Annotated in this window: 21 protein-coding genes, 1 tRNA gene and 1 pseudogene; 15 read left to right on the top strand and 8 right to left on the bottom strand. The window is 63.8% G+C overall.

The window, feature by feature from the left end; genetic code table 11:
* The first annotated feature begins 12 nt into the window (after positions 1–12).
* From A6E15_RS15530 to argF, 9 genes are all read left to right on the top strand, one after another.
* On the top strand, positions 13–1,215 hold the full coding sequence (locus A6E15_RS15530; RefSeq protein WP_076148394.1) for an argininosuccinate synthase: 1,203 nt from the start codon (positions 13–15) through the stop codon (positions 1,213–1,215).
* A gap of 2 nt (positions 1,216–1,217) precedes the next feature.
* Positions 1,218–2,810: an argininosuccinate lyase gene (argH, locus tag A6E15_RS15525; protein ID WP_076147519.1), complete on the top strand. Its 1,593-nt coding sequence runs from the start codon at positions 1,218–1,220 to the stop codon at positions 2,808–2,810.
* Positions 2,811–3,032: 222 nt separating this feature from the next.
* Positions 3,033–3,197 (top strand): lysine biosynthesis protein LysW, encoded by a 165-nt coding sequence (gene lysW, locus A6E15_RS15520; RefSeq protein ID WP_006182918.1) that lies wholly within the window; start codon positions 3,033–3,035, stop codon positions 3,195–3,197.
* Positions 3,198–3,285: 88 nt separating this feature from the next.
* Positions 3,286–4,164, top strand: a complete 879-nt coding sequence (lysX, locus tag A6E15_RS15515) for a lysine biosynthesis protein LysX (RefSeq protein WP_076147517.1) — start codon at positions 3,286–3,288, stop codon at positions 4,162–4,164.
* A complete protein-coding gene (gene argC, locus A6E15_RS15510) occupies positions 4,161–5,237 on the top strand; it encodes an N-acetyl-gamma-glutamyl-phosphate reductase (protein ID WP_076147516.1) in 1,077 nt (358 codons plus the stop codon). The genes lysX and argC overlap by 4 nt, the downstream gene beginning before the upstream one ends.
* Positions 5,238–6,155: an acetylglutamate/acetylaminoadipate kinase gene (locus tag A6E15_RS15505; RefSeq protein WP_076147514.1), complete on the top strand. Its 918-nt coding sequence runs from the start codon at positions 5,238–5,240 to the stop codon at positions 6,153–6,155. It begins immediately after the preceding gene.
* The gene (locus A6E15_RS15500) at positions 6,152–7,300 is read left to right on the top strand and encodes an aspartate aminotransferase family protein (RefSeq protein ID WP_076147512.1); all 1,149 of its coding nucleotides are present in this window, start codon (positions 6,152–6,154) and stop codon (positions 7,298–7,300) included. Before A6E15_RS15505 ends, A6E15_RS15500 begins: the two co-directional genes overlap by 4 nt.
* Positions 7,297–8,367, top strand: a complete 1,071-nt coding sequence (locus A6E15_RS15495) for a [LysW]-lysine hydrolase (RefSeq protein WP_076147510.1) — start codon at positions 7,297–7,299, stop codon at positions 8,365–8,367. The genes A6E15_RS15500 and A6E15_RS15495 overlap by 4 nt, the downstream gene beginning before the upstream one ends.
* Before the next feature lie 24 nt (positions 8,368–8,391).
* Entirely contained in the window at positions 8,392–9,321 is a 930-nt protein-coding gene (gene argF / locus A6E15_RS15490) for an ornithine carbamoyltransferase (RefSeq protein WP_076147509.1), read from the top strand.
* A 407-nt stretch (positions 9,322–9,728) separates the two neighbouring features.
* On the opposite strand, the gene A6E15_RS15485 is transcribed toward argF, so the two are convergent.
* The gene (locus A6E15_RS15485) at positions 9,729–10,196 is read right to left on the bottom strand and encodes a histidine kinase (RefSeq protein WP_076147507.1); all 468 of its coding nucleotides are present in this window, start codon (positions 10,194–10,196) and stop codon (positions 9,729–9,731) included.
* 111 nt (positions 10,197–10,307) lie between these two features.
* On the opposite strand from A6E15_RS15485, the gene A6E15_RS15480 reads away from it, so the two are divergent.
* From A6E15_RS15480 to A6E15_RS15460, 4 genes are all read left to right on the top strand, one after another.
* Complete coding sequence (locus tag A6E15_RS15480) at positions 10,308–10,553, top strand: hypothetical protein (protein WP_076147506.1); 246 nt, start codon at positions 10,308–10,310, stop codon at positions 10,551–10,553.
* Positions 10,554–10,629: 76 nt separating this feature from the next.
* On the top strand, positions 10,630–11,013 hold the full coding sequence (locus tag A6E15_RS15475; protein WP_076148392.1) for a helix-turn-helix domain-containing protein: 384 nt from the start codon (positions 10,630–10,632) through the stop codon (positions 11,011–11,013).
* A 55-nt stretch (positions 11,014–11,068) separates the two neighbouring features.
* Complete coding sequence (gene thrC, locus A6E15_RS15470; protein WP_076147504.1) at positions 11,069–12,328, top strand: threonine synthase; 1,260 nt, start codon at positions 11,069–11,071, stop codon at positions 12,326–12,328.
* Between the two features lie 513 nt (positions 12,329–12,841).
* Positions 12,842–13,768 (top strand): transcription initiation factor IIB, encoded by a 927-nt coding sequence (locus tag A6E15_RS15460; protein WP_076147500.1) that lies wholly within the window; start codon positions 12,842–12,844, stop codon positions 13,766–13,768.
* Between the two features lie 86 nt (positions 13,769–13,854).
* Here A6E15_RS15460 and A6E15_RS15455 read toward each other — a convergent pair whose 3' ends face one another.
* The 3 genes from A6E15_RS15455 to A6E15_RS21080 all read right to left on the bottom strand — a co-directional run bounded on the left by A6E15_RS15455 (position 13,855) and on the right by A6E15_RS21080 (position 18,076).
* The gene (locus A6E15_RS15455; protein ID WP_076147499.1) at positions 13,855–15,957 is read right to left on the bottom strand and encodes a minichromosome maintenance protein MCM; all 2,103 of its coding nucleotides are present in this window, start codon (positions 15,955–15,957) and stop codon (positions 13,855–13,857) included.
* 86 nt (positions 15,958–16,043) lie between these two features.
* Positions 16,044–16,643 carry a DUF502 domain-containing protein gene (locus A6E15_RS15450; protein ID WP_076148390.1) on the bottom strand — a complete coding sequence of 200 codons (600 nt, stop codon included), beginning with the start codon at positions 16,641–16,643 and terminating at the stop codon, positions 16,044–16,046.
* Positions 16,644–17,935: 1,292 nt separating this feature from the next.
* Positions 17,936–18,076: a hypothetical protein gene (locus A6E15_RS21080; protein ID WP_175607276.1), complete on the bottom strand. Its 141-nt coding sequence runs from the start codon at positions 18,074–18,076 to the stop codon at positions 17,936–17,938.
* 559 nt (positions 18,077–18,635) lie between these two features.
* On the opposite strand from A6E15_RS21080, the gene A6E15_RS15440 reads away from it, so the two are divergent.
* Positions 18,636–21,527: an HsdM family class I SAM-dependent methyltransferase gene (locus tag A6E15_RS15440; protein WP_175607275.1), complete on the top strand. Its 2,892-nt coding sequence runs from the start codon at positions 18,636–18,638 to the stop codon at positions 21,525–21,527.
* 367 nt (positions 21,528–21,894) lie between these two features.
* Here the strand turns inward: A6E15_RS15440 and A6E15_RS15435 are convergent.
* A pseudogene (locus tag A6E15_RS15435) lies at positions 21,895–22,122 on the bottom strand (DNA-binding protein); the annotation flags it as partial.
* A gap of 232 nt (positions 22,123–22,354) precedes the next feature.
* Positions 22,355–22,427, bottom strand: a tRNA-Pro gene (locus tag A6E15_RS15430).
* 82 nt (positions 22,428–22,509) lie between these two features.
* On the opposite strand from A6E15_RS15430, the gene A6E15_RS15425 reads away from it, so the two are divergent.
* Positions 22,510–22,761, top strand: coding sequence for a pro-sigmaK processing inhibitor BofA family protein (locus A6E15_RS15425; protein ID WP_076147494.1), 252 nt, complete (start codon positions 22,510–22,512; stop codon positions 22,759–22,761).
* A gap of 82 nt (positions 22,762–22,843) precedes the next feature.
* Here A6E15_RS15425 and A6E15_RS15420 read toward each other — a convergent pair whose 3' ends face one another.
* Both A6E15_RS15420 and A6E15_RS15415 read right to left on the bottom strand, forming a co-directional pair.
* A complete protein-coding gene (locus A6E15_RS15420; RefSeq protein ID WP_076147492.1) occupies positions 22,844–23,539 on the bottom strand; it encodes a DUF7504 family protein in 696 nt (231 codons plus the stop codon).
* A 79-nt stretch (positions 23,540–23,618) separates the two neighbouring features.
* Positions 23,619–25,685 carry a DEAD/DEAH box helicase gene (locus A6E15_RS15415; protein WP_076147491.1) on the bottom strand — a complete coding sequence of 689 codons (2,067 nt, stop codon included), beginning with the start codon at positions 25,683–25,685 and terminating at the stop codon, positions 23,619–23,621.
* Positions 25,686–25,691: the final 6 nt, after the last annotated feature.

Below are 25,691 nucleotides of genomic sequence, written 5' to 3'. Positions count from 1 at the left end.
TTCGAGTACGACATGACCCGCGTTGCACTCGCGTTCTCGGGCGGCCTGGACACGACCGTTTGTGTCCCGCTGCTCGAGGAGGAATACGGATACGACGACGTGATCGGCGTCACCGTCGACGTCGGCCAGCCGGCCGAAGAGTTCGACGAAGCCGAGGAAACTGCCGAGGCGCTTGGCCTCGACCACTACGTCGTCGACGCGCGAGCGGAATTCGCTCAACTCTGTCTCGAGAGCGTTCGCGCGAACGCGACCTATCAGGGCTACCCGCTGGGAACGGCCCTGGCCCGCCCGGTGATCGCGGAAGCGATCCTGGAGGTCGCCGAGGAACAGGACTGTACCGGCATCGCCCACGGCTGTACGGGCAAGGGCAACGACCAATTGCGCTTCGAGGCCGTCTGGCGCAGCTCCGATCTCGAAGTGATCGCTCCCGTTCGCGAACTCGGCCTCACCCGCGAGTGGGAACAGGAGTACGCCGCCGAGCGCGACCTCCCCGTCGAGGGCGGCAGCGGCGGCGACTGGTCGATCGACACCAACATCTGGAGCCGCTCGGTCGAGGGCGACGACCTCGAGGACCCCAACTACGTCCCGCCGCGTGACATCTACGAGTGGACCGACGAGCCCGGCACCGAGACCGAGGAGATCGAGATCGCCTTCGAGAACGGCTACCCCGTCGCCGTCGACGGCCAGCAGTACGAGCCGGTCGAACTCGTCGAACACCTCAACGACCTCGCCGGCAGTTACGGCGTCGGCCGCACCGACATGATGGAAGACCGCATGCTCGGGCTGAAGGTCCGCGAGAACTACGAACACCCCGGCGCGACGACGCTGCTTTCCGCCCACGAGGCCCTCGAGGGGCTCGTTCTGACCCAGGAGGAACGCCAGTTCAAGCAGCAGATCGACCAGCAGTGGTCCCAGAAGGCCTACGAGGGGCTGATCGACGCACCGCTTGTCAGCGCGCTCGAGGGCTTCATCGACGAGACCCAACAGCGTGTGACCGGGACGGTCACGATCCGCTTCGAGGGCGGCCAGGCGCGTCCGGTCGCACGCGACAGCACGTACGCGGCCTACTCGGCCGAACACGCCTCCTTCGACACCGAGACGGTCGGGAAGATCAAACAGGAGGACGCGACCGGCGTCGCGAAGTACCACGGCTTCCAGCGCCGTCTCGCGAACGAAGCCATCGCCGCGAACGCGGCCGACGAGGACGACGAGTAAGCATGACCGAGGAGAGCGCTCCCCACGGCGGCGATTCCGAGCGCGGTTCGGCACTCACGGACGGCGGCGACGACGAGGGCGGTGAGCGATCCTCCGGATCGCGATCCGACGGCGTCGTCCGCCGGGACCGTTTCGGCGGCGGCCCCGCCCGGAGCTTCCTCTCCTCGCTCGCGGCTGATCGGCGCATCTTCGAGGCCGATCTCGAGGTCGACCGCGCCCACACCGTCATGCTCGCCGAGCAGGAAATTATCGGGGCGGACGTGGCCGGCGAGATCCTGACCGCGCTGGACGCCATCGAGGTCGACGGCCACGGCTCCCTGCCCGACGGCGAGGACGTCCACGAGGCAATCGAGACGGCCGTGATCGAGCGCGTCGGCGCGGACGGCGGGAAGATGCACACCGCCCGGTCGCGCAACGACGAAGTCGCGGCCTGCATCCGGTATCGCCTGCGCGAGGGCGTCCTCGCGGCGATCGAGACGACGCTCGCGCTGCGCGAGTCGCTCGTCGACGTCGCCGACGACCACCGCGAGACGATCATGCCCGGCTACACCCACCTCCAGCCCGCCCAGCCGACCACCGTGGCCCACTGGGTGCTGGCCTACGAGGGCGCGGTTCGCCGTGACACCGAACGGCTGCTCGCGGCCTACGACCGCATCAACGAGTCGCCGCTCGGTGGCGCCGCCTTCGCGGGCACGACCTTCGATATCGACCGCGAGCGCACCGCCGACCTGCTGGGGTTCGAGGGCGTCGTCGAAAACTCGATGGACGCCTCCTCGAGCCGCGATTTCCTGGTCGAGACGACGCAGGCGCTGTCGACCCACGCGACGACGCTGTCGGGGCTGGCGGAGGACGTGATCATCTTCGCGAACCGCGGTTTCGTCGATCTGGCCGACGACTACTCGTCGACGTCGTCGATCATGCCCCAGAAGAAGAACCCGGACACGCTGGAGCTCGTCCGCGCGGTCGCGGGCGATGCGGCCGGCAGCGTTCAGGGGCTGACGACGACGTTGAAGGGGCTGCCCCGCGCGTACAACCGCGACCTCCAGCGGGCGACGACCCACGCCTGGGAGACCGTCGACGCGGTAACCGAGGCCAGCGAGGTCGCAGCGGGCGCGGTGGCGACGGCCGACTGGAACGAGGAGACCCTGGCAGCGGAAGCCGGCGAGGGCTTCTCGACGGCGACCGGCGTCGCGGACCTGCTGGCGGCCAACGGGTTGCCGTTCAGGACGGCCCACGAACTGGTTGCCATCGCCGCTGAGAATAGCGCGGAACGCAGTTCCGCGGAGAACGCGAGCGGTGACGAACCGCGAGCGAACGGCGCGGACTACGACGCCCTCGAGGCCGCGGCTCGGGAGGTCCTCGGCGAGTCGCTTTCGGCCCACGTCGAACGCGAGGCAGTCGAAGCGGCCCTCGACCCGGTCGAGAGCGTCGCGAGCCGCGACTCGCAGGGCGGGCCCGCACCCGAGGCGGTCGCACCTCAGATAGAGACCGCGCGGGAGTCGCTCTCGGCCGACACCGCCGATCTCGAGGGTCGGACCGACGCACTCGAGGCCGCCCACGAGCGGTTGCGCTCGGAGGTGAACGGCTATGTCTGAGTTTGTCACGTCGTCGGCGGGACGCCGGTCGCACTCGCCGCGTGCCGACCGACCGGTTCGACGACGATCCCCGCGAGGGGATCAATTATATACTACATGATATGTCGAAGTAGACCTGCCGTAACGTAGGCCATACGGGCCGTTAGCGTGGCGTGCGGATAGTGTAATTTTGCTGTTAAGTTCGAAGGCTTTAAGGGATCCCGGCACCCACGTTCGGGTACAATGACCGAATGCGTCGAGTGTGGGGCAGAAGTGTCCCTGCACGACGATCTGGAAGTGGGAGAGATCGTTGACTGTACGACCTGCGGTGCCGAGCTGGAAGTCGTCGATACCGAGCCGCCAGTCCTCGAACAGGCCCCCGAGCTGGAAGAGGACTGGGGTGAGTGACCTTGCAGACGGCTGGGAAACTGCCGTCCTCCGCCGCGACGGTTCGCGGGGCGCGTAGCGCCGCGGCCCTCAATCAGAGGTGGCTCGCGTGAACGTCGGCATACTCTACTCACGGATCCGCAAAGACGAGAAAATCCTGCTCAACGAGCTTCGCGAGCGCGATCACGAGGTCACGAAGATCGACGTCCGCAAGCAGACCTTCGACATCTCGGACGCGCCCGCGGCGTTCGACGACCTCGACATCGTCGTCGATCGCTGTCTCGCCACGAGCCGGAGCCTGTACGCCACGCAGTTCTTCGAGTCGTACGGCATCCCCGTGGTCAACAGTCACGAGACGGCCGACGTCTGTGCGGACAAGGTAAAGAACAGCCTCGCGCTCGAGGATGCGGGCGTTCCCACGCCCGCGACCAAAGTCGCGTTCACCAAAGAGACCGCGATGGAGGCCATCGAGTCGTTTGGCTACCCCTGCGTCCTCAAGCCGGTCGTCGGCTCGTGGGGTCGCCTGATGGCCAAGATCGACTCCGAGTCGGCCGCCGAAGCGATCCTCGAACACAAGGCGACGCTCGGCCACTACGAACACAAGGTGTTCTACGTTCAGGAGTTCGTCGAGAAGCCCGGCCGTGACATCCGCGTCCTCGCCATCGACGGCGAGCCTATCGCCGGGATGGTCCGATCCTCGGACCACTGGATCACCAACGCCGCGAAGGGTGCGGAGACCGACGTCTTCGAGATCGACGACGAGGCGCTGGATCTCGTCGAACGAGCCAGCGACGCCGTCGGCGACGGGCTGCTCGGGATCGACCTGATGGAGACTGCGGACGGATATACGGTCCACGAGGTCAACCACACGGTCGAGTTCAAGGCCCTCGACGAAGCCGTCGAGACCGACGTCGCCGGCACCGTCGTCGACTGGCTCGAGGCCAAAGCACAGGCCGCCGATCCGGAACTCGAGGTGTCCGCCCAATGACGGTGGGCAGCGATGTCGGTGCCGCGCCGGACGCCGAGACGGTCACCGCGACCGTCGTCGGCGGCAGCGGCTTTACCGGCGGCGAACTCCTGCGACTGCTCGCCGGCCATCCCAACTTCGAACTCGTCGAAGTCACGAGCCGGTCGAAGGCCGGCAAGAGCGTCGGCTCCGTCCACCCGCCGCTTCGCGGGTCGGACCTGCGCTTTACCGAACCCGACGACCTCGAGTCGGTCGACGTGCTGTTCGCCGCGACGCCCCACGGCGTCTCGATGGGACAGATCGACGACTTCTTCGAGATCGCCGACACCGTCGTCGACCTCTCGGCGGACTTCCGCCTCGAGACCGAGGCCCAGTACGACGAGTGGTACGACGGCCACGAGGCCCCCGAGTATCTCGAGACGGCGGAGTACGCCCTGCCCGAGATCAACCGCGAGAACCTCGCGGGCGCGGACCTCATCGCGGGCGGCGGCTGTAACGCCACCGCGACCATTCTGGGTCTGTATCCGCTCTTCGAACACGGGATCCTCGAGGGCGGCGAGCAGATCGTCGTCGACGTGAAGGTCGGCTCCTCCGAAGGCGGGGCCGGCGGCGGCGAGGCCTCGAGCCACCCAGAACGCTCGGGCGTCGTCCGTCCGTACGCGCCGACGGGCCACCGCCACGAGGCCGAGATCGAGCAGTTCCTCGACACCTCGGTCGCCTTCTCCTGTCACGCCGTGGATATGACCCGCGGCGCGAGCGCGACGAATCACGTCTTCCCGAGTTCGCCCGTTTCGAAGGGCGAACTCTGGCAGGCCTACCGCGGCTGTTACGAGGACGAGCCGTTCGTCCGCATGGCCGCCGGCGGCTCCGGCGTCTACCGCTACCCCGAACCGAAGGCGGTCGCCGGGACCAACCTCGCCGAGGTCGGGTTCGAACTCGACCCGTCGAACAAACGGATCGTCGTCTTCTCGGCGATCGACAACATGATGAAGGGCTCGGCCGGGCAGGCGGTCCACGCCGCCAACGTCGCGCTCGGCCTCGAGGAGACGGCCGGACTCGAGTTCACGGGACTGCACCCCGTGGGGGCACCGTAAATGACGGTCGTCGTCAAGATCGGCGGCGCACGCGCCGTCGATCCCGAAGGCGCGCTTTCCGACGTGGCTTCGCTCGTCGCGGACGGCGAGGACAGCGCGGAACAGAGTTCCGCTGGCCGTTCAGGCGGCGTTGAGCCGCCTGAAGACGTCGTCCTCGTCCACGGCGGCTCGACGGCCGTCGACGAGACGCTCGAGGACCTCGGGAAGGAGCCCACCTACGTCGAAACGCCCGGCGGCGTCGTCGGGCGCTTCACCGACGAGGAGACGATGGACGTCTTCAAGATGGTGATGCCCGGCAAGCTCAACACGGACCTCGTGGAGAGCCTGCACAACGAGGGCGTCGACGCGGTCGGGCTCTCGGGCACCGACGGCAAGCTGCTCGAGGGGAAACGCAAGTCCGCCGTCCGCGTCACAGAGGACGGCAAGAAGAAGATCAAGCGCGGCGACCACTCCGGGAAGATCGAGTCGGTCAACGCCGACCTGCTCGAGACGACGCTGGCGGGCGGCTACACGCCCGTCGTGTCCGTTCCCATGCTGGGCAAGGAGAAGTCGGGCGGCTACACCGCCGTCAACGCCGACGCCGACCGCGCGGCCGCGGCAATCGCGGGCGCGCTCGAGGCCGACCTCGTGGTGCTGACTGACGTCTCGGGGATCTACGAGGACCCAGACGACGAGTCGACGCGCATTGACTCGGCCTCGACCCCCGAGGAGTTCGCGGCCGTCAAGGACGCCGCGGAGGGGTTCATGACGAAGAAGGTCATGGCCGCCGAGGAGGCCCTCGAGGGCGGCGCTGCGAGCGTCACCGTTGCGACCGCCAACGCCGACGAACCGATCACGGCCGCGTTAGCCGGCGAGGGGACGACCCTCGAGCCGGGGGTCATCGCGGACGACGAGACGACACAGGAGGCCACAGAATGAGCGATCACGACTTCGTTTCCGGCGGCAAGCCGATCGGCATCGAACGCGGCGAGGGACCGTTCCTCTACGGAACGGACGGCACGGAGTATCTCGACGTCGGCGCGAGCTACGCCTGTACGCCGCTCGGCCACTCTCACCCCGCGGTCGTCGACGCGGTCCAGGAGCAGGTCGCCGATCTGACGTTCGTCGACTCCTCCTACCCCGTCCAGTCGCGCGAGGACGCCTACGCGGCGCTCGTGGCGTCGACGCCGGCAGGTCTGGATCAGGCGTGGTTCTGCAACTCCGGGACCGAGGCCAACGAGGCCGCGCTGAAGTTCGCCCGCTCGGCGACCGGCGAGTCGAAGATCGTCGCCGCGACCCGGAGCTTCCACGGGCGGACGATGGGCGCGCTCGCGGCCACCTGGAAGGACAAGTACAAGAAACCCTTCGAGCCGCTGGCTGGCGACGTGGAGTTCGTCCCCTACGGCGACGGCGAGGAACTCGCGGCCGCCGTGGACGACGAGACCGCGGCCGTCATCCTCGAGCCGATTCAGGGCGAGGGCGGGATCAACGTCCCGCCCGCGGGCTACCTCGAGACCGCCCGCGAGGCCACCGACGAGGCCGGCGCGGCGCTCGTCCTCGACGAGGTCCAGACCGGTATGGGCCGGACGGGTTCGATGTGGGCCTGCCAGAACGCGGGCGTCACGCCCGACGTGTTGACGACGGCGAAGGGCCTGGGCAACGGCCTGCCCGTCGGCGCGGTCGCGGTCCGGGACTGGATCGCCGACGGCGCGGCCTCGCACAACGCCACGTTCAGCGGCGGCCCGGTCGTCACCGCGGCCGTCCGCGCGACGATCTCGACGCTGGTCGAGGAGGAGTACCCCGCCCACGCAGCCGAGATCGGCGACTACCTCGTCACCGAACTCGAGGCGGCGCTCGGCGATTCGGTGCGCGAGGTCCGCGGTCAGGGCCTGCTCGTCGGCGTCGAGTTGAAACGCGGTGCGAACCGCGTCGCCCGCGACCTGGCGATGAACGAGCAGGTGCTGGCGCTGCCGGCCGGCCGAACCGTCCTCCGACTGCTCCCGCCGCTTGTCCTCGAGCGGGTCGAGGCCGATCGAGTCGTCGACGCGATCGCCGACGTCCTCGGACCGACCGACGACTCATGAGCGCGAACGCAGCCCCCTCGAGCGACGTGTCGGCCGCCGAAGCCCGCGAGTTGCTCGTCGATCTCGTCTCGATTCCCTCGCCGACTCGCGAGGAACGCGAGGCGGCCAAACGCCTCGTGGACTTCTTCGAGGCCCACGACCGCGAGGTCTGGATCGACGCGGTCGGGAACGTCCGCGCGCCGGCGGACGACTCCGTGTTGTTGACCTCACACATCGACACCGTGCCGGGGGACATCCCCGTCGAGGTCGAGGAGACCGGCGACGACGAGATCCTCTGGGGCCGCGGCAGCGTCGACGCGACGGGGCCGCTCGCCGCGATGGCGGCCGCCGCCGTCCGCACCGGCGTCTCCTTCGTCGGCGTCGTCGGCGAGGAGATCGACTCGAAGGGCTCGCGCTACCTGGTCGACGACCGCGACGAGCCGCCGGCGGCCGTCGTCAACGGCGAGCCGTCCGGTGCCGACGGGATCACGCTGGGGTATCGCGGACTGATCGCCGGGACGTACGTCGCGACCAGCGAGTCCGGCCACACCTCCCGGCCGGACCCGAACGCGATCCAACACGCCGTCCGCTGGTGGTCGGCCGTCGAGGAGTACTTCGAGGGCGACGAGTACGAACCGATCTTCGAGCAGGTGACGACCAAGCCGGTCGACATCGAGGGCGGCGTCAGCGACGACGGCCTCTCCGTCGAGGCGACGATGGACGTCCAGTTGCGCGTGCCGCCGGCGCTCGACGTCGGGACCGTCCGCGAGGCCGCGGAGGCCGAACTCGAGGTCGGGACCGTGACCTGGAAGGACAAGGTCCCGCCGGTGATGATGAGCCCGCGGACGCCGGTCGCACGCGCGTTTCGCGTCGCCATCCGCAAGGAGGGCGACGATCCGCGCCTGGTGCGAAAGACCGGCACGAGCGACATGAACATCTACGCCGGGGCCTGGGACTGTCCGATGGTCACCTACGGGCCCGGCAACTCGGACCTCGATCACGCGCCCGACGAGCGACTGTCGCTGTCGGAGTTCGACCGGTCGGTGTCGGTCCTCGAGCGCGTCGCACGGACACTCAGTGAGCAATAGTATTTTCAGACGAGCTATCATACCATGACAACAGCAACGAACGAGACGGAGCCGAGACACTTCCTCGACGTCGACGACCTCTCCGAGGCGGAACTGCTCGCAGTGCTAGACAGGGCCGACGAGTACAAACGCGCCGTCGACGACGGCGACGACCACGCCGACCTGTCCGGACAGACGCTGGGGATGCTCTTCCAGAAGGCGAGTACCCGCACCCGCGTCTCCTTCGAGACGGGCATGACCCAACTCGGCGGGCACGCGATCTTCCTCGGGGAAGACGACATCCAACTCGGCCGCGGCGAACCGCTGAAAGACACCTCGCGTGCGCTCTCGCGGTACGTCGACGCCGTGATGGCCCGCGTCTTCAAACACGAGAACGTCGAGGTGCTCGCGGAGTACTCCTCCGTGCCGATCGTCAACGGCCTCACCGACGACGCCCACCCCTGCCAGACGCTCGCGGACCTATTGACGATCCGCGAACACGAGGACGGCTTCGAGGGCGTCTCGGCGGCCTGGATCGGCGACGGCAACAACGTCGCCCAGTCGTTCGCGCTCGGTGCCGCACTGACCGACATGGACCTGACGATCGCGACGCCCGAGGGATACGAGGTCGACGACGGCGTCCTCGAGCGGGCCCGCGAGCTGGGCGGCGAGCCGACGGTCACGACCGACCCCGTCGAGGCCGCCACCGACGCCGACGTCATCTACACGGACGTCTGGATCTCGATGGGCCAGGAGGACGAACGCGACGTCCGGATGAACGACTTCGAGGGCTTCCAGGTCAACGCGGACCTGCTCGAGAACGCCCCCGACGCCTCGGTCATGCACTGTCTCCCCGCCCACCGCGGCGAGGAGATCACCGACGATGTCATCGAGGGCGGTCGTTCGGTCGTCTTCGACCAGGCCGAGAACCGGCTGCACGCACAGAAAGCGTTGTTGAGCTGGCTGCTCGAGTAGGCGATCGATCACGAACGGAGTGAGTGATCGGTTTTTGGTCCGGACTTTTGTGCGAGTGGTCAGCGTGGCTGACCGAGCGGGAGACGGTGGCCACGAAGGCGCTGTTGAGTTGGCTGCTCGAACAGCGACTCCTGTCGCTTCGATCGGGCCGCTGGCGGCGAGGAAACACGTCGTTTCTTCGGCCAATTTCGTGTTAGCGACTGCACTAGAGACTCCCTATTTCTGAACAGTCCGGAGCAGTTATACCAGAATTCATCGACGTGGGGAACGACCAATGTCGTTCAGACTGCTGCTTGCGGTGCTGCTCATGCTGTCGGGGCCCGCGGCCCTGATCGCGCTGGTCGTGTTGTAGCGAGAGGGTATCGGCGACCGACCGGAGGCGGAGTCGCTCCTCTCTCGCGACTCGCTCACTCGAGCAGCGCGTACGCGACGCCGAGGACGAGCCCGTACGCGGCGTGACCGACGAGGCTCTCGACCGCGACGTTCGGGGCGGGGGGTGCCATCGCGAAGCCGACCGTCGAGAGCCAGATCGGCATGACGACGACCGCGAGGACTGCCCAGACGACGAGGCCGTAGCCGAGTCCGAGGGTGCCACCGGTCGTGAGTCCCGGGTCGGATCGCCCCGTCGCGACCAGTAGGGCGGCGAAGGCGACGCCGAGGACGGCCCCGTGTGCGACGTGCAGAATCGTCCCCGCGAGGCCGCCCTCGAGGCCGTACAGCGCTGGGATTGCGCCCTCGAGAACGCCGGGCGTCTGCATCGCCATCATCGCGCCGAAGACGATCGCGCCAGCGATACCGCCGACGGTGCCGGCTTGCCAGGGTTCGAGTCTCGTTTCGGTTCGGTCGACCGTTCGGGTGGCGATCTCTGATGCCATGTAATATCATACGTACAGGGTACACGTAGCGGTATCTCGGTCTGGCACCGGTCGCGCACAGTCGCCCGGCGACGCGAAGGTTCATTGACTCGGGCGTCCCAGAAGAGGCCGATGTCGACCCCGCTTCGAATCTCGGCAGGCGAACTCGAGACGGACGCGATCATGGCCGCGATCGAAGACGGACGACGGGTCGTGATCACGACGACGGGACAGACCGAGTACGAGGTGACGCTGCGCTATGACGGCTCGGTGTACTACTGCGATACCCCGACGCGACTCCACCGCCACGAGAGCGAACGGGAGATGCGGGCCTGTATCCGGAAGATGGGGTACGCAGCGGACGCAGCGGACGCGTGACGTGACCGGCAACGACGGGCTGTCGACGCCGGACGCTGCCGGCGGTATTTTCAAGCTCTCGACCGTACGAAGCCGTATGACCGACGCCCCACAGCACCGTCTCGGGGAACTGATGGAGCGATCGAACCCGCCGTTCGAGGAGGTGATGAGTTGCGTATTCGGGATCGAAGACCACGAGACGCGGGCGTATCTCGTCCTGCGTGAGCAACCCGGGAGTACGATCGAGGAACTGGCCGCGTCCCTCGAGCGCGACCGGAGTACGGTCAACCGGTCGCTGTCGACGCTCCGGGACCGCGGGCTCGTGCGCCGGGACCGGCGGCTGCTCGACGGTGGCGGCGACATATACCAGTATACGGCCACGTCGCTTCCCGAGGCCAAGGAGATGCTCCACGAGGCGCTGGACGCGTGGACCGCCACGGTCCACGACGTGATCGACGAGTTCGACGATGGGACCGACTGAGCTGCCCACTGCGGAATCCACCCACTTTTTGCCCCTGCGGCCCTCCCCTCCGACAATGAGTCTCAGTCTCTCGGCCGAGCAGCCCGACCAGCCCGCCGACGCCGACGACGGCGTCTGGCTCGAGTGCATCGAGTGCGGCGAAACCTTCGCTCCGTTCGACGACGTTCGCTACACCTGTGACGACTGTGACGGCCTCCTCGAGGTTCGGTACGCCGATCTGCCGACGTTCGACGACTTCGAGGGACAGGGGGTCTGGCGCTACGCCGACGCCCTGCCGTTCGAGGCCGGCGTCTCGATCCAGGAGGGCGCGACGCCGCTGTACGAGGTCCCCCGCCTCGAGGGGGACGTCGGGATCGAGGCCCTGCGGATCAAACACGAGGGGATGAATCCCACGGGCTCGTTCAAGGACCGCGGAATGACCGTCGGCGTTCGGGTCGCGAAAGAACTCGACGTCGGCCGACTGGCCTGTGCTTCGACGGGTAATACCAGCGCCGCCCTGGCCGCCTACGGCTCCCGCGGCGGGATGCAGACGCTCGTTCTGCTACCCGCGGGCAAGGTCGCGGCCGGCAAGATCGCACAGGCAAGTCTCCACGGGGCCCGCATTCTCGAGGTCGACGGCAACTTCGACGCCTGTCTCGACATCGTCCAGGAACTCGCGGGACAGGGCGAGGCCTACCTGCTGAACTCGCTGAACCCCTTCCGACTCGAGGGCCAGAAGACGATCGGCCTCGAGATCCTCGAGGGCTTTCTCGCCGACTACGATACCGTCCCGGATCGGATCGTCCTCCCGGTCGGCAACGCCGGCAACACGTCGGCGCTGTACAAGGCCTTCCGCGAACTCGTCCAAGCGGGCGCGCTCGACGAGGACGACGTGCCGAAACTGACCGGCGTGCAGGCTGAAGGGGCCGCGCCGATGGTCGAAGCGATCGAGAACGGGGCCGACGAGATCCGCCGCTGGGAAGATGTCGAGACCCGCGCGACCGCGATCCGGATCGGGAACCCGGTCAACGCGCCGAAGGCACTGCCCGGCATCCGGGAGACCGGCGGGACCGGGGTCGCGGTCTCCGACGAGGAGATCACCGAGGCCCAGCGGGACATCGCCGCCGAAGGGATCGGCGTCGAGCCGGCCTCCGCGGCCTCCGTCGCCGGCCTGCGAAAGCTCCGCGACGAGGGGGTCGTCTCCGACGACGAGCGCGTCGCCTGTCTGACCACCGGCCACCTGCTCAAAGACCCCGACGCCGCCGCTGCAGCGGGGAGCGAACCCGAACCGGTTCCGGCCGACACCGAGGGGGTCCTCGACCATCTTCAGGAGTAACGTCGGCCGAACGCACGACCGGCGTCGGACGCGTCTGACGGCCGACTGACTGACCTTTCTCCGGTCCAGCGTCGAACCCGTAGGCGAGCCATGTCCGCCGACCAACGAGGCCTCACTCCGGTCGCCCCTGCCGACGAACGGACTCGTCTCACTAACCCTACCCCGACCGCCCGACACCACCCCCGACAGTCCGGTCCTCCGAACGGGTCCGTGGCCCGTTCCGATCCCCACGACGTGCCACTCTCCGCTCGGATCGAACGAACCCGACTCCGAGTTCGGATCGCCGCGCTCGAGCGACTCGTTGCGATGAACGAAACCCGTCGTCAGGCCGTCATCGACCAGTACGAACGGTTGCTGGCGGACCGGAATAATTCGGTCCAGGACGATTCAGCTTCGTCGTCATCGTTGCTGGCCAAGTTACCCACGCTCTAATTCGATCCTGTTTTAATTTATCTGTTCCTACATTTTAAATATCAGGGGTGGTCAATCTGTTGTAGGGAGAACAAATAACCGATGGCAGATACGGCTGCAGTCTGTCCCGAATGCGATGGCAGATTACGGCAGAGAGGTACCGAAATCGTGTGTGAAGACTGCGGACTCGTCTCCGGCGAGGATTCGATCGATCGCGGCCCGGAATGGCGCTCCTTCGAGGACGACGACACCGATCGACGACGGACCGGCGCACCGCTCACCCGCTCGAGACACGATCGCGGACTGTCCACGGAGATCGGCTACGGCTCCGGATCCGATTCGGGATACAGCTCCCGGCTGACCGGCCGGAAGCGCCGACAGATCGCTCGCCTCCGCAGGGAACACAACCGCGCCCGAATCTCCTCGAAAGTCGAACGGAATCAGGTCTACGGGTTCGCCGAAATCAGACGGATTACCGCCTCGCTCTCCTTGCCGGAGTCGGCCAGGGAGCAGGCCTGTGCCCTTTTCGAGTCCGCACAGTCCGAGGGACTCTTTCAGGGCCGCTCGCTCGAGGGGTTCGCGGCCGCCGCCATCTACGCGACCTGCCGGACCCGGTCGATCGCCCGGACGACCGACGAGATCGCCGATACGGCCCGCGCCGACGGCGACGAACTCTCCGTCGCCTACGACGCGCTGAACCGCGAACTCGGGCTCCCGACCGGGCCGATCGACCCCGCCGAGTACCTGCCGCGATACGCCTCGAAACTCGAGGTCGGAACGGCCGTCGAGCAACGCGCCCGCGACCACGTCGAAACCCTGCTCGAGGCGGGACTGATCGGCGGTCGAAACCCAAGCGGCGTCGCGGCGGCCTGTCTCTACAAAGCCGCCGGGGAACGCGAGGATTGGCCCACGCTCACTCAGGCCACTGCGGCCGAGGTCGCCGACGTCGCGCCGGTGACGATCCGGTCGACCGTCGTCGATCTCAGGGAGCTCGGATCGGCCGAACTGGTATCCGCTTCGTCGGACTGACCGGCAGCAACAGTTTTTGGGTTCCGAGTGATACCTCGTTCGAACGCCTAAAAACGCGTCTTGTCCCGTTCAGCGGCCCCTCTCGATCACGTCGTCCGGAGCGTATTCGTACTCGGTTCGTAGACCTCGCCTTTCTGTTTGAGTTTGTCGATCTCGTGTTCGGCTTTGGACTGGTCCATGCCGATCTCCTCGGCCCGCTCCATGACGATGTCGACCGGCGCGCCGTCGTCGTACTCTTCCTCGATGTCCCCGATGAGCTGCTTGAGGTTCTTGATCCGGTCGCGCTGGGACTTCGAGGTCCCGGCTTCGACGATGTCCGCGTCGAACTCGCCGGTTTCGGGGTCGACGCCGACATCCTGCAGACACGAGCGGACGATCTCGATGACCCGTTCGGCGTCCGCCTGTTCGACCGTGTCCGAGAGCCGCACGCGGGCGCTGGCCTCCGAGAGCCGCACGAGCGCCTCGAGCTTTCGGGCCGTGACCGGCACCGCGGCGTCCTCGTCGGTCCCCTTCGAGCGCAGATCGACGTAGAAATCCCGGATCGCGTTGCGGGCGGCCTCGGTCATCCGCGGGTGACAGTTCTGTTTGGCGTAGGCGACGTACTTGCGCAGGAGTTCGGCGTCGATCTCCGGATCGACCTGGTCGGTCATCTCGTCGATCTCGTCGGTGCTGACCTCGAGTTGGTTCATCTCCTCGCGCTGGGTGGTCAACTCCCCCGCGTAGTTGGTCGTGATGATGTGTTCCGCGAGGTTGCGGTCTTTCTCCTCGTCGGGCGTGTCCGTCACGGTAAAGATCAGGTCGAACCGCGAGATCAGGGCCGGCTCGAGGTCGATCTGCTCGCTGATCGGTTCGTACTGGTCGAATCGGCCGTACTTTGGGTTTGCCGCGCCGAGCAGCGAACACCGGGACTTCAGCGTGGCGTTGATGCCGGCCTTCGAGACGGAGATCTTCTGTTGCTCTAAGGCCTCGTGCATTGCCGACCGGTCTTCCGGTCGCATCTTGTCGAGTTCGTCGATGGCCGCGATCCCCTGATCGGCGAGGACGAGCGCGCCGGCCTCGAGGCTCCACTGCTGGCCGTCGCCGAAGTCGTCGCGAACGGCTGCGGCGGTGAGACCGGCCGAGGACGACCCTTTCCCGGAGGTGTAGACGGCCCGGGGCGCGATGTTCTCGATGTATGCCAGCATCTGGCTCTTCCCGGTACCCGGATCACCGATGAGAAGCATGTGCAGGTCGCCCCGGATTCGCGAGCCGTCGGGCAACTGCTTCGTGACGCCGGAGAACAGCTGGAGGATCATCGAGAGCTTCTCCTGGTCGTAGCCGTAGATCGAGGGAGCGATGGAGGCGACCATCTTCTCGTAGATGTCCTCGGAACTCGAGAGCCGGACGATCTCCTCTTTGTCCTCGCCGGTGATGTCCATGTCCTCGAACTGCTCTTCGTCGATCTCGACGGACATGCCCTCCATGTAGAAATCGAAGACGGGCGACTTCTCCTGTTGGTCGCCCTGTTGCTCGAGGCGGAGGACGCCGGTCGCGGAGACGTGGTCGCCGGGGGTGACCTCACCGGTGATGTCGTCTTCGATGTTGACGTCCAGCGCTTGCGGGGTCTCCCCGCCGCGGAGCCCCTCGGGGCTCTCCTGCACGCGGAGCTTCTGGGAGTCGACGAACTCGGACTGGTCGAAGTTCACGCGGAAGGGGCCCTGTCGTTCACAGCCCTGACACTCGTGGGGTTCCTGGAAGTCGCCGCTGGACTGGGGGACCCGCGTGAGGGTGCCACAGAGCTGGCACTCGAAGGCGGCTTCCTCGATCTTCGGGCGGACGTCGGTGGCCTTGCGGACGATGCCGTGAACTTGCACGAGGGAGTTCATGTCGCGGGCGCGGATCTCCCGAATCTCGGGCGACTCCGTCTCCGGAAGGTTCCGCACTCGGACGTGAGCCTGGCCGAGGCTCACGTCGATCGGGAGGTCGTACAGCCGCAGGGCCTCCTCGGCGTACCGTTGCAGCTGTTCGGGCTGGTTGATGAAGTCGTCGGCAAGGTCGGGGTCGAACCGGTAGAGGTCCTGCCAGTCGACGTGCAGCGACCGCTGCTCGTTGGGGTACTGCTGGGCAAGCTGCTTGATCTCGTTGTCGTAGTAGTTCCGGAAGAACTGCTCGAAAGAGTCGACGAGTTCGGAGTTTCCCGCTTGCGCCATTGCACGCTCCTAGGGCCGCCATCGGGTATAAATGGTCGTATACCGGGGCGAACCTGATTTCGTGTGATCACGTCGCCCCACGCGTCTCAGTCGCCGTGCTCGGCCTGACCGAGGCTATCGGCGGCCACGCCGAGGGTCGCGATCGACCGGAACGCCTCCTCGACGGTCAGGTCCACCTCGTGGACTTTCTCCGCGGGCATGTGCATCACGTAACCGTTCGTGGCGGGGTTGGGCGCGAGCGGCACTATCAGCGACACCATCTCGTCCTCGTCCGCGCTGGTCTCGACCACGGGGGGTGTCGCAGCCGTGAGAAAGCCGAGCATGTACGCGCCCTCGTGGGGGAACTCGACGAGTTTCACGTCCTGGACGGAGTCGTCCTCGACGAGCAGTTTGCCTGCTCGGCGGACGCTCTCGTAGACGGTGCTGACGCCGGGAATCGTCTCCATCGTCGCGTAGACCTGCTTGGAGAGGTAGGTCCCGGGGGTGTATTCGGCGACCAGTCCGATCAGCAGGAAGACGCCGACCACCGACGTGAGCGTCGCGACCTGAATCACCGACACCGGGGGCTGGTCGGACCAGACGTAGGTGATCCCCGCGATCACCGGCGAGAGAATCCCGAGGACGACCGAGACGACCAGCAGCGTCGCGACCAGCGGAATGGTGATGACGACCCCGTTGAGGAACAGTCGTTTGACGCTCGAGGCGGGAGCGCCATCTGTTCTGGCACTCGCGGTGACTCCGAAACCGTTGGGTTTGTGGGCGGACCGAGCGCGGGCCGATCCCGGTTGGAGTGCGTTCCCCGCAGTCACGCGTATAGTCGGCGAGGACCCCGGTTCCGTGGATCGACGCTCGGCCGCGGTCGCCGGTTCGAATCGACCGCTCTCGCGGACGGTCCACTGTGAGGGCTGTGGCGTCATCCTCGTCGCCGAAATCACGGGCGACGACTCGATCCGCCCGCTCGGCACCAGAAGGACTGCGTCTGCGGCGACGGGAGCTTTGTTCGACTCGAGCGGCCCGCGACGGCCACGCACTGATCCAGTCTTTCGGTCGGTTCCGTAGCAGTCGGTCGCCGTCCCCTGTCCTCGAGCGTTAGTCGGTCACAAACACCAGTGTCCGGGTCCCAGAAATCGAACAGTGTCGTAATGAGTCGTTTTGTGTGGACATTCGTTTCTCTTTCTCGCATAGATTGCATCTATTGCGCTAGTAGATACCTTTATTATTGAACGAGCGGTACAGTTGCGTGAGGTGATGACAACGAACACAGACGCGATCCATGCAGCACCGACCCGCCCACTGTGGCCATTGTGACCGCTTGTCCATACACCCCTCGTGGGATAACACTGGACGCCGCTTGTTCCCGGCGTGGAACGTCGCCACCCGCGTTCGTTTCACCCGTCCGCGCTTTCGTCCGTCCCGTCGAAGCGCCTGCTATCGGAATCGCCTGTTCTTACGGTGATCGTCGGCCGCCGTCGCTCTCGAAATCGCGAGGTGGTCCCGTCTCGAGCGTTCGATCGCTACCGGCCAGCTCGAGCGGTTCGGTATCGTGATCGCTATCGTAGCCACCGACCGTCATTGCACACCCGATCGGACGACGGCTGTGCGATCGGTGTGTAAACCTTCCAGTCGTTACTATAGTACGGCGATCTGCCCCACCTCTGGACAAGAGTGATTGGTTCCATCGTAGTGGGTACCAAATCGGGGCAGATCACGCGAATCTTGCAATGGTTCCTACAAAACCCCTCTCATTTACTGCCGGGCGGCCGATTCGTCCCCGCGCGGGTACTGGTCTCCTGTCGATACGTGTCGGCGGTTTCGATTTGCGGTCTCAGTCACACGACCCTCGCTTTTCGGCGCACTATCGTAGCCACTGACCGTCATTGCACACCCGATCGCACGACGGCTGTGCGATCGGTCTGTAAATCGTTTCAGTTGGTACTATAGCTGGTCGATCTCCAACCGGCTGTTCCCGGTCGAAGAATCAGAACTCGAGCGACACCAACCCGTAGTAGTCGGTGACGACATCGACCGCCCCGTACGCTACCGCCAGGATCACGGCCGCACAAAGCAGGAGGAACAGCACGGCGAGAGACACGATGTAGGTTAGACTCTCGGAGTCCATACGACTCGATCAGCGACTCTTCGACAAAAACGTGGTGTTGATCCGTTTCCGGGATCGCCTCCGGGTCGTCCGACGCGACTGGGACGCAGCGGACGCGGACCGGGTGCTGGATCTTTCGGCACTGTCGGCCTCGAGACTCCCAGCAAGGGCCTTTCGCCCGAGGCGCGAACCGGTCCCGCCGGCTTGCCGTCGCCATTGATTCGGATTCACAGACTCGTACGCACGCCCCCGAAATCAGCGTTCTTTCGACTCACTGAACCGCCCATTTCGGCCCAACAACGACGGGCCCTCGTGGTCCAGTCGTACAGAATCGCGTCTCGAGTGATGGCTCGACTCGAGAGATGCACACGAGGTGTCGCGGCTCGTGTGCATATTCGGAGATCGGATTCTGTCGACGTACAACTTCAGGGAGCCAGAGAGATAGGTGGTCTCACGGTATCTGGATACGTCCTATCCTGCAAGTCTTGGAAGTATAGAACAGGCAGGGTTTATGTGCGAGGTGTCACATTATGCTGAACATCAATACATGTCTGCAACCGAAGACGGAATAACGGATCTAATGGCATCCTATCTCCGTGACAACGGAGTTGAAGCCGTAACACAGGTTTCCATTTCAACCCCTGGGACGCGGTCACAGCCAGACTTTCAAGTATCAACAAACGGGAGGTTTTTGGGGGAGGCAAAGTGGGAGAGCAATAAGTGGGAAGGATTTGCAGAAGCGCGCGACTATGGGCAAATCACAGGCGTTGACGGTACTTTTCTAATCTGCTATCCAGACCAATTGAAAGACGAGGGAGGGCAGGCGCGACTCACAAACACTGCCGAATCCGTACTCAGTGGCCACAAATACAGTGTGGCGTTCCTACGGCGTGATGCCCCGACAGATACCGCGAAACTGGATTTAGAGGAAATTCCGCGTTGGCTGAACAGCCATATCCGGGACGAGCGAACCCCCGAGCCAGATCCAGATGAAGTGGTTAGCGTCTTACGTCAGACAGCCTACCGATTGAATGAAGAACTTGAAACCGCACCTGACGAGAACTTATTCCGGAACGTTCTCGGTGCATCTCCTGAAGACGAAGAAGAACGTGAAGCCGCTCGACAAACAGCAGGATTTCTGCTCGTTAACCAAATTACGTTCTACCGAGTACTATCATCATCTCAACAATTCCCGGAAATTGATCCAGATAAGCTGAGTACACCAAGTGATCTTGCTGAATACTTCGATCTCGTTCTTGAAGTAGACTATACTCCGGTATTTAGTTTCAGAATTGCAAATGATCTGCCACAAACGGCATTTAACACACTTAGAGACTCGATTAAGAGTATCTATGCTCTTCGGCCAGAAACCATCACACACGACGTTCTGGGTAAAGTATTCCATGAGCTAATTCCTCATAAAGCACGGAAGAAGGTCGCAGCGTACTACACGATGAATAAACCCGCCCAGATACTCGCGGACTTGTCAATTCATAACTCGGATGCTAAAGTAATGGATCCAGCGTGTGGGTCGGGATCTCTACTTGCAGCATCATATCTCCGGAAACGTTCTCTAACTGAAAGTGGATTCAGCGAACAGCAACATCAGGAATTCGTTGAGAATGATATCGCAGGAATCGACGTGATGCCGTTCGCGGCTCACCTATCTTGTATCCATCTTGCATTACAAGCTCCTATCTACGAGACGGACGAGGTGAATATTGGTATTGAAGACTCGACAAAATTACGTCCGGGAAGCACCATCAGTCCTCTCTCATTCGTTCTTCCTCAGAAGAATGAGCAACGTGGTCTTGCTGAGTTCTCAGATGGTCAACGCCCTAATGTAAGTGAGGAAACTATTGAGTCTGGCAGTGTCGCGATGGATGCAGTAGCAGGGAAGGAAATGACACTGACGACCGTAGACACAGTGATCATGAATCCGCCGTTCACTCGACAGGAATCTGTAGCTGGATTTGCTGATGGATACAAAGATAGGCTCCGTGACCGGTTCTCCCGGCGAGACAACAAGGGACACATTCACGGGAAGATGTCTTATTGTTCATATTTTCTATTTCTTGCTGACAAGTTCTTAGAACCAGGTGGTCGGATTGCAGCCGTCCTACCAGCGAGTGTACTTAATAAGTCAAGTGATTCAGGAATTCGACAGATGCTCCTAAACGAGTACAGTATCGAATTCCTGTTTGCTCGTGAAGATGCATCCAATTTCTCAGAAGATACTGATCTACGAGAAGTCATGATCATTGCTCGCAAAGGCGAACCTGAAGACGGCGAGTCTGTTGCTTGTGTGTCCTTTGATGGGCTTGACGTTGATTCAGATGATATTCGGACAGTAGCTGATTCGCTCCGAAACGCTGAGCCAGGTGAGGCACAAACAGTGTCTGGTCAGAACGGATCTGAAGCTACCGTCTGGCGAGTCCCGTTGGAAGAACTAGACGAACACAACCTCTTCTCTACATTCTCAGTGAAAGAGCGTGACTTAATCAAGCGGTGGTACGAAATCGTCGATAACGACGAGAAGTTGTGTCAGGTCAAGGACTTGGATCCGGGTTTGACCCGTGGCGGTAGCAGCCATCCGTGGACGAGTGGGATCCTTGCGGATCCCCAGACACATACGCGAAAGAACGACGTATGGGTAGTCAAAGATGATGACGACCCCTTAGTAGTTGCACACAAGCACATCAACGAAGAAATTGAAATTCCGCGAAGTTCAGTTGAGCCATACTTCCTCCGGAAACCGTACCGAGCGAAGGTTGATGTAACCGACATCGAAGAATACACCGTTGTGCGTCCATTCAACGGAATTGATCGATTTCTAAGTCTGGCTGAGGAGGAAAACATACCTGGAAACTGGGAAGAACACGTTACGGAGAATGCCGCTCATATGGCAATCCCAGAGACAATTAAATTGACTGCACCTGGAACGCGTCATCCAGTCTACTATTCTGAAAAGTCACGTGTTTGGCACCGCATGTGGATGCACACGAACATCACAGGAGAAGACGCACGACGAATGGCGCTGTGGTTCGACAGCACAATTGGTCTCCTTCAATTGTTCGTATCTCGTATTCCAGTTGAAGGGGCATGGACGAAGTATCGTCGCTACTCTCAGTCTGGGTTCTACGGATTCGATATCAACAGGTTGTCGCAAGCGGATCAAGACCAACTTGATGAGGCGTGGGAAGCGTGGAAGAATGTAGAATGCCCGAGCATTATCAAGCAGATGATTCTGCTTGCAGATCCTAGCAAATTAAGTATCGAAGATGAACGGCGCGTCGAACAGCACTACGAAGCACGTGACGAAATTGGCGAAGGGTTCCAAGAACGGCGCGAGTTGGATAAGGAAATATTGGATATAGTCGGATACGATGAGGAGCAACAGGACGAATTATTAGAAGAACTGTACACAGGGCTGTTGCTTGAACTAATCGAACTCACTGAGATGGGCGAATAACTCCTTCTTGAGCGATTTGAGAGGCGAATAGCATTCTCAAGCCACTATATTCAGATAGTCTAAACATGGTTTATTTTGGAAATATCTGATATTCCCAACCCCTATTTCATGTGCTTCAACTGGAGATCTGCGTACGGAGGCAGAGGCGGGGCGGTGTAATTTTTTGGCACTGTCCCCTTGGGGACACCCGCCAAGGGGGCTTTCGCGCGAAGCGCGAAACGACCCCGCCGGCGTTGCGGTGCGATCGCGGTGCCGACCCCCGCCCTCGAGCCACTGGCTACAACCAGAGTTGCAGACGAAACCGTGGTAGTCAACCTAACTTGCAGAAAAGAGGGGTCCCGAGAGTGTTGCCACTACCCGGGCCGGTTCACCGATCCGCAACCGAGCCGACGAATCCGGTTTCAGTCCCGCCGCCCGGAGTCTTCCAGGTCAGCTCGACACCGCGGAGGACGGTCGGGTCGTTCCCCGACTTCGACCACTTCTCGAGGGCCTCGGTGGCGATCGTCGCGACGTTCTCGAAGCTGTCGGCCTTCAGTCGCGAGAGGATCGTATCGATCCGCATCTGTCGCGGATCACCGTTCTCGTCGAACTCGAGGCCATACGCTTCTCGAGTCTCACTTGGAACTCGAGTCACGCTCGAGAACCTGCGCTCCGCGCAGAACCTTAGAATCCGATCTTGTAGCCACCGCTTACCGATCGTTCACGATACCGGAGGGATCGCTCGGATTTGAACCACGCGAACGGCTCGCTATCGCTCGCCGTTCTCTCGTTCAAATCCGGGCTCGTTCCAATTGCTGCCGCTCACGAAGTTGTTCGCGGCAGCAATATGGGATCGCCCGGATTTGAACCGGGGTCACGGGCACCCAAGGCCCGAAGTATACCAAGCTAACCCACGATCCCGTACCATCCGCTACCGTCCCAACGTCATAAAGCGTTTCGTTACGGTCCGAACGGTTTTGAGGGCTGCCGTGATACCGCCGCTATGACCGGCCTCGAGATTCTGGTGTTGGTGGCGGTCCTCGCACTCGTCCTCGTCGCGGCCCAGCTCGTCAGAGCGGCCCGCCCCTTCATCGTCAACGCGATCGTCGGCCTCGTCGTCTTGTACCTCGCGCAGGCGGTCTTCGGCCTCACGATCGCGATCACGCCGGTCGTCATCGCCATCGTCGCCCTCGGGGGTCTTCCCGGCTCGATCGTCGTGATCGTGCTGTCGGTCCTCGAGATCGCGTTCGTCTGACTACCGTCGCAACTGAAAGCCAGTGCCCACCCGATCGCATGATCGCGCTGCGAGCAGTGTGGCGATCGGTTCGGTGACGACGCTATCGGCCGAGGGTCCGCGCGATCTCCTCGTCGGTGGCCTCCGAGTCCGCCGCGGGCTCGAGGTCGGCGCTTGCGTCCGCGTCCCACTCGGCGAGGAGGTCGGCGACCTCCTCGTCGGTGGCTTCCGGGAGCGACTCGTCGGTATCGTCGTCGGCGACGACCTCGTCGAAGATCGCTCCGAACGTCGAGACGACCCGATCCTCGTGGCGGGTCGGATCGAAGTGAAAGTGTGCGTAGGCACCCACGTTCGCCAGCCGGTTCGTCAGGACGTGTGCGAACTGGAAGACCTCTTCTGTCGAGGTGTGTCTGAGCAGCGCGTCCAGCGAGTCGAAACAGACGGCGATGTCCTCGTCGGCCTCGGACCAGTGTTTGCAGAACCGGCTGACGGCGACGCCGATCGCTCCGAGATCGGTCGGATCGGTGACCGAGTCGGTGACGACCGACGCCCCGAAGTCGGGGGACGACTCGGCCCTCGAATCGGCCAGTACGTTGCCGATCGTGAGCAGGCCTCGCTTGCAGTCGACGTCGTCCGGGTCCGGGGGCTCCGGTGTCTCGTCTGCGAACGTCACCGTGAGCCGCGCCGTCTCCGCACTGTCGTGACACAACTGTTCGCAGGCGTCGGGCTCGTTGTGATCGGGATGAACGAGCAGGACGTTCGCGGGCGGCTCGATCGCGGCTGGCGTGAGCGGTTCCATGATAGGGGCCGGGGAGTACCCCGCGTTGGCATTCGATTGCGCGCTCTCGCTCTTTATCGTTCTGGCCGCCGAGCGGGAGTTAAAGCTCCGCGTCGCGCAACTCGAGGTCGGCGACGAGTTCGTAGGGGTGGGCGTCCTTCCGGATGCCGTCGAGCAGGGTAAACGCCTGCCCGGGCGCTAAGAAGTGTTCGGTGACGACCTGCCCGAGCGGCGTGGGCTCGAAGCCGTCGATGAAGTCGTACTCGAGCAGTTTCCCGATGGCGTGTTTCGTTGGAACTTCGCCGAGCATGCGGTCGTTCAGGGCCTTCGCGGCCTTGCCGCCGACCGTGACGTTCGCGAGGGTCTCTTCGACGGCTGCGGCCTCGTCGTAGTGGGTCATCACCGATTCCATCTCCCCTTTGAGGAGCTTGAACGCGACCTCGTCCTCGGTCATCTCCATGGAGTTGTGGTAGCTGCAGTCGGGTTCGACGAGGACGTACACCGTCCCTTCGTCGTGGTAGTCGGGTCGGCCCGCCCGCCCGAGCATCTGGTGAAACTCCTGGACGGAGAGCCACTCGATGCCCATCGCCAGCGAGTCGAAGACGACCTGCGAGGCGGGGAAGTCGACCCCGGCCGCGAGCGCGGCGGTCGTGACGACCGCCGACAGTTCCTGCTCGCCGAACTTGCGCTCGACCTCCTTGCGGCGCTTGTAGTCCAGGCCGGCGTGATAGGGCGCGGCCGAGTAGTCGAGTTTGCGGCTGATCTCGTGACAGCGCCGCCGGGAGTTGGTGAAGATAATCGTCTGGCCGCGATACCCCTTCGAGGACTCCGTGTCGAACTCGCGTTTGACGAGCTTGTTCTCCACCCTGACTTTCTCCTGTCCGTCGGCGAAGGTGACGTGGCGTTCGATCGGGACCGGCCGCTCCTCGAACTCGATGAGCGTCGCCTCGAGCGCCGCCGTGAGCTGTTCGGGGTTGCCGACCGTCGCCGAGAGGTAGATCCACTGCGCGCCGCCGTAGTCGTCGCGGCGCTTCGCGCGCTGTTCGCAGGTGTATTTGAGCCGGGAGATCAGTCCGTCCAGCCGGTGACCCCGGTCGTCCTCCTTGAGGGTGTGGACCTCGTCGATGACGACGGTCCCGATGTCGCCCATCTCCTTGCCCGTCCGCAGGGCGTGGTCGATCCCCTCGTAGGTGCCGACGATGACGTCGGCGTTCGGGTCGAACCGCTCGCCCTCGTCGGCGATCCGGCTCGCGCCCACGCGGATGGAGACGTCGACGAGGTGGCCGTACTCGTCCTGGAAGTCCTCGTACTTCTGGTTGGCCAGCGCCACGAGGGGGACGAGAAAGAGCATCGTCCCCTTGCCGTTCAACACGCGGTTGATGCCGGCCAGTTCGCCGACTAAGGTCTTCCCGGTCGCCGTCGCCGACACCACGAGCTGGTCGTCGCCGTCGAACAGGCCGTGTTCGACCGCGAGGCTCTGGACCGGTAGCAGGGTATCGAACCGGTCCTCGAGCAAGTTCTGCAGCCCGGGATGGAGGTTCAGCGAGTCGGTCCGGACGGGGTCGACCTCGTCGGTCGTCGCCGAGATGGTATCGAACTTCGTCAGGTCGGGATCGAGCCGCCCCTTGAGGAGGTTGACGATCCGTTCTAAGTCCTGGACCTCCATCATGAGTTCCTCGAGGCGCTCTTTCGCCGCGCCGGTCACTTCGCCGCCGCCGGTAAAGGACAGTTGGCGCTCGAGTTCCTGCCGGGCGCAGTCGCGACAGATCCAGTCCTCGTCGTCCTTGACCGCAGTCTCCGTCGTGATCGGCGAGTACCGCCCCGCGCCGGCGCAGTACCGGCAGGTCCGGACGGCCTTTGCCTTGTCCTCGAGCTGGTAGCCCGCGAGCATCTCGGTGAGTTCGCGCCGCTTCTCGGGCGAGGTCTGTTCGGAAATCCGGATCCGCTCGGCTCGCCGCGCGAGTTCGACGAACTCGTCGGGCTGGCGGGGTTCCTCGCTCGAGCCCTGTTTCAGTCGGAACTTCGCGGGGCGAGGTCCCGCCGACGTTTCGGAGAGGCCGAGCTTCGCTCGGAACAACCGTTTCCCGTCACGTTCGACGACGACGAGGAAGTCGTCGCCCGTCTCGTGACAGAAGATCGTTTCGACCTGCTGGACCTGCTTCGACACGGAACG

Source organism: Natrinema saccharevitans (assembly GCF_001953745.1).
In the GTDB taxonomy this organism is placed as follows: domain Archaea; phylum Halobacteriota; class Halobacteria; order Halobacteriales; family Natrialbaceae; genus Natrinema; species Natrinema saccharevitans.
Note: the sequence above shows the minus strand (reverse complement) of the source record. Positions and strands in the feature narration are given on the sequence as shown.

Excerpts from the sequence above, each read along its gene's own strand:
- A6E15_RS15530 (WP_076148394.1), top strand. The coding sequence starts at position 13 with ATGACCCGCGTTGCACTCGCGTTCTCGGGCGGCCTGGACACGACCGTT.
- argH (WP_076147519.1), top strand. The coding sequence starts at position 1,218 with ATGACCGAGGAGAGCGCTCCCCACGGCGGCGATTCCGAGCGCGGTTCG.
- lysW (WP_006182918.1), top strand. The coding sequence starts at position 3,033 with ATGACCGAATGCGTCGAGTGTGGGGCAGAAGTGTCCCTGCACGACGAT.
- argC (WP_076147516.1), top strand. The coding sequence starts at position 4,161 with ATGACGGTGGGCAGCGATGTCGGTGCCGCGCCGGACGCCGAGACGGTC.
- A6E15_RS15505 (WP_076147514.1), top strand. The coding sequence starts at position 5,238 with ATGACGGTCGTCGTCAAGATCGGCGGCGCACGCGCCGTCGATCCCGAA.
- A6E15_RS15500 (WP_076147512.1), top strand. The coding sequence starts at position 6,152 with ATGAGCGATCACGACTTCGTTTCCGGCGGCAAGCCGATCGGCATCGAA.
- A6E15_RS15495 (WP_076147510.1), top strand. The coding sequence starts at position 7,297 with ATGAGCGCGAACGCAGCCCCCTCGAGCGACGTGTCGGCCGCCGAAGCC.
- argF (WP_076147509.1), top strand. The coding sequence starts at position 8,392 with ATGACAACAGCAACGAACGAGACGGAGCCGAGACACTTCCTCGACGTC.
- A6E15_RS15485 (WP_076147507.1), bottom strand. The coding sequence starts at position 10,196 with ATGGCATCAGAGATCGCCACCCGAACGGTCGACCGAACCGAAACGAGA.
- A6E15_RS15480 (WP_076147506.1), top strand. The coding sequence starts at position 10,308 with ATGTCGACCCCGCTTCGAATCTCGGCAGGCGAACTCGAGACGGACGCG.
- A6E15_RS15475 (WP_076148392.1), top strand. The coding sequence starts at position 10,630 with ATGACCGACGCCCCACAGCACCGTCTCGGGGAACTGATGGAGCGATCG.
- thrC (WP_076147504.1), top strand. The coding sequence starts at position 11,069 with ATGAGTCTCAGTCTCTCGGCCGAGCAGCCCGACCAGCCCGCCGACGCC.
- A6E15_RS15460 (WP_076147500.1), top strand. The coding sequence starts at position 12,842 with ATGGCAGATACGGCTGCAGTCTGTCCCGAATGCGATGGCAGATTACGG.
- A6E15_RS15455 (WP_076147499.1), bottom strand. The coding sequence starts at position 15,957 with ATGGCGCAAGCGGGAAACTCCGAACTCGTCGACTCTTTCGAGCAGTTC.
- A6E15_RS21080 (WP_175607276.1), bottom strand. The coding sequence starts at position 18,076 with ATGGACTCCGAGAGTCTAACCTACATCGTGTCTCTCGCCGTGCTGTTC.
- A6E15_RS15440 (WP_175607275.1), top strand. The coding sequence starts at position 18,636 with ATGGCATCCTATCTCCGTGACAACGGAGTTGAAGCCGTAACACAGGTT.
- A6E15_RS15425 (WP_076147494.1), top strand. The coding sequence starts at position 22,510 with ATGACCGGCCTCGAGATTCTGGTGTTGGTGGCGGTCCTCGCACTCGTC.
- A6E15_RS15420 (WP_076147492.1), bottom strand. The coding sequence starts at position 23,539 with ATGGAACCGCTCACGCCAGCCGCGATCGAGCCGCCCGCGAACGTCCTG.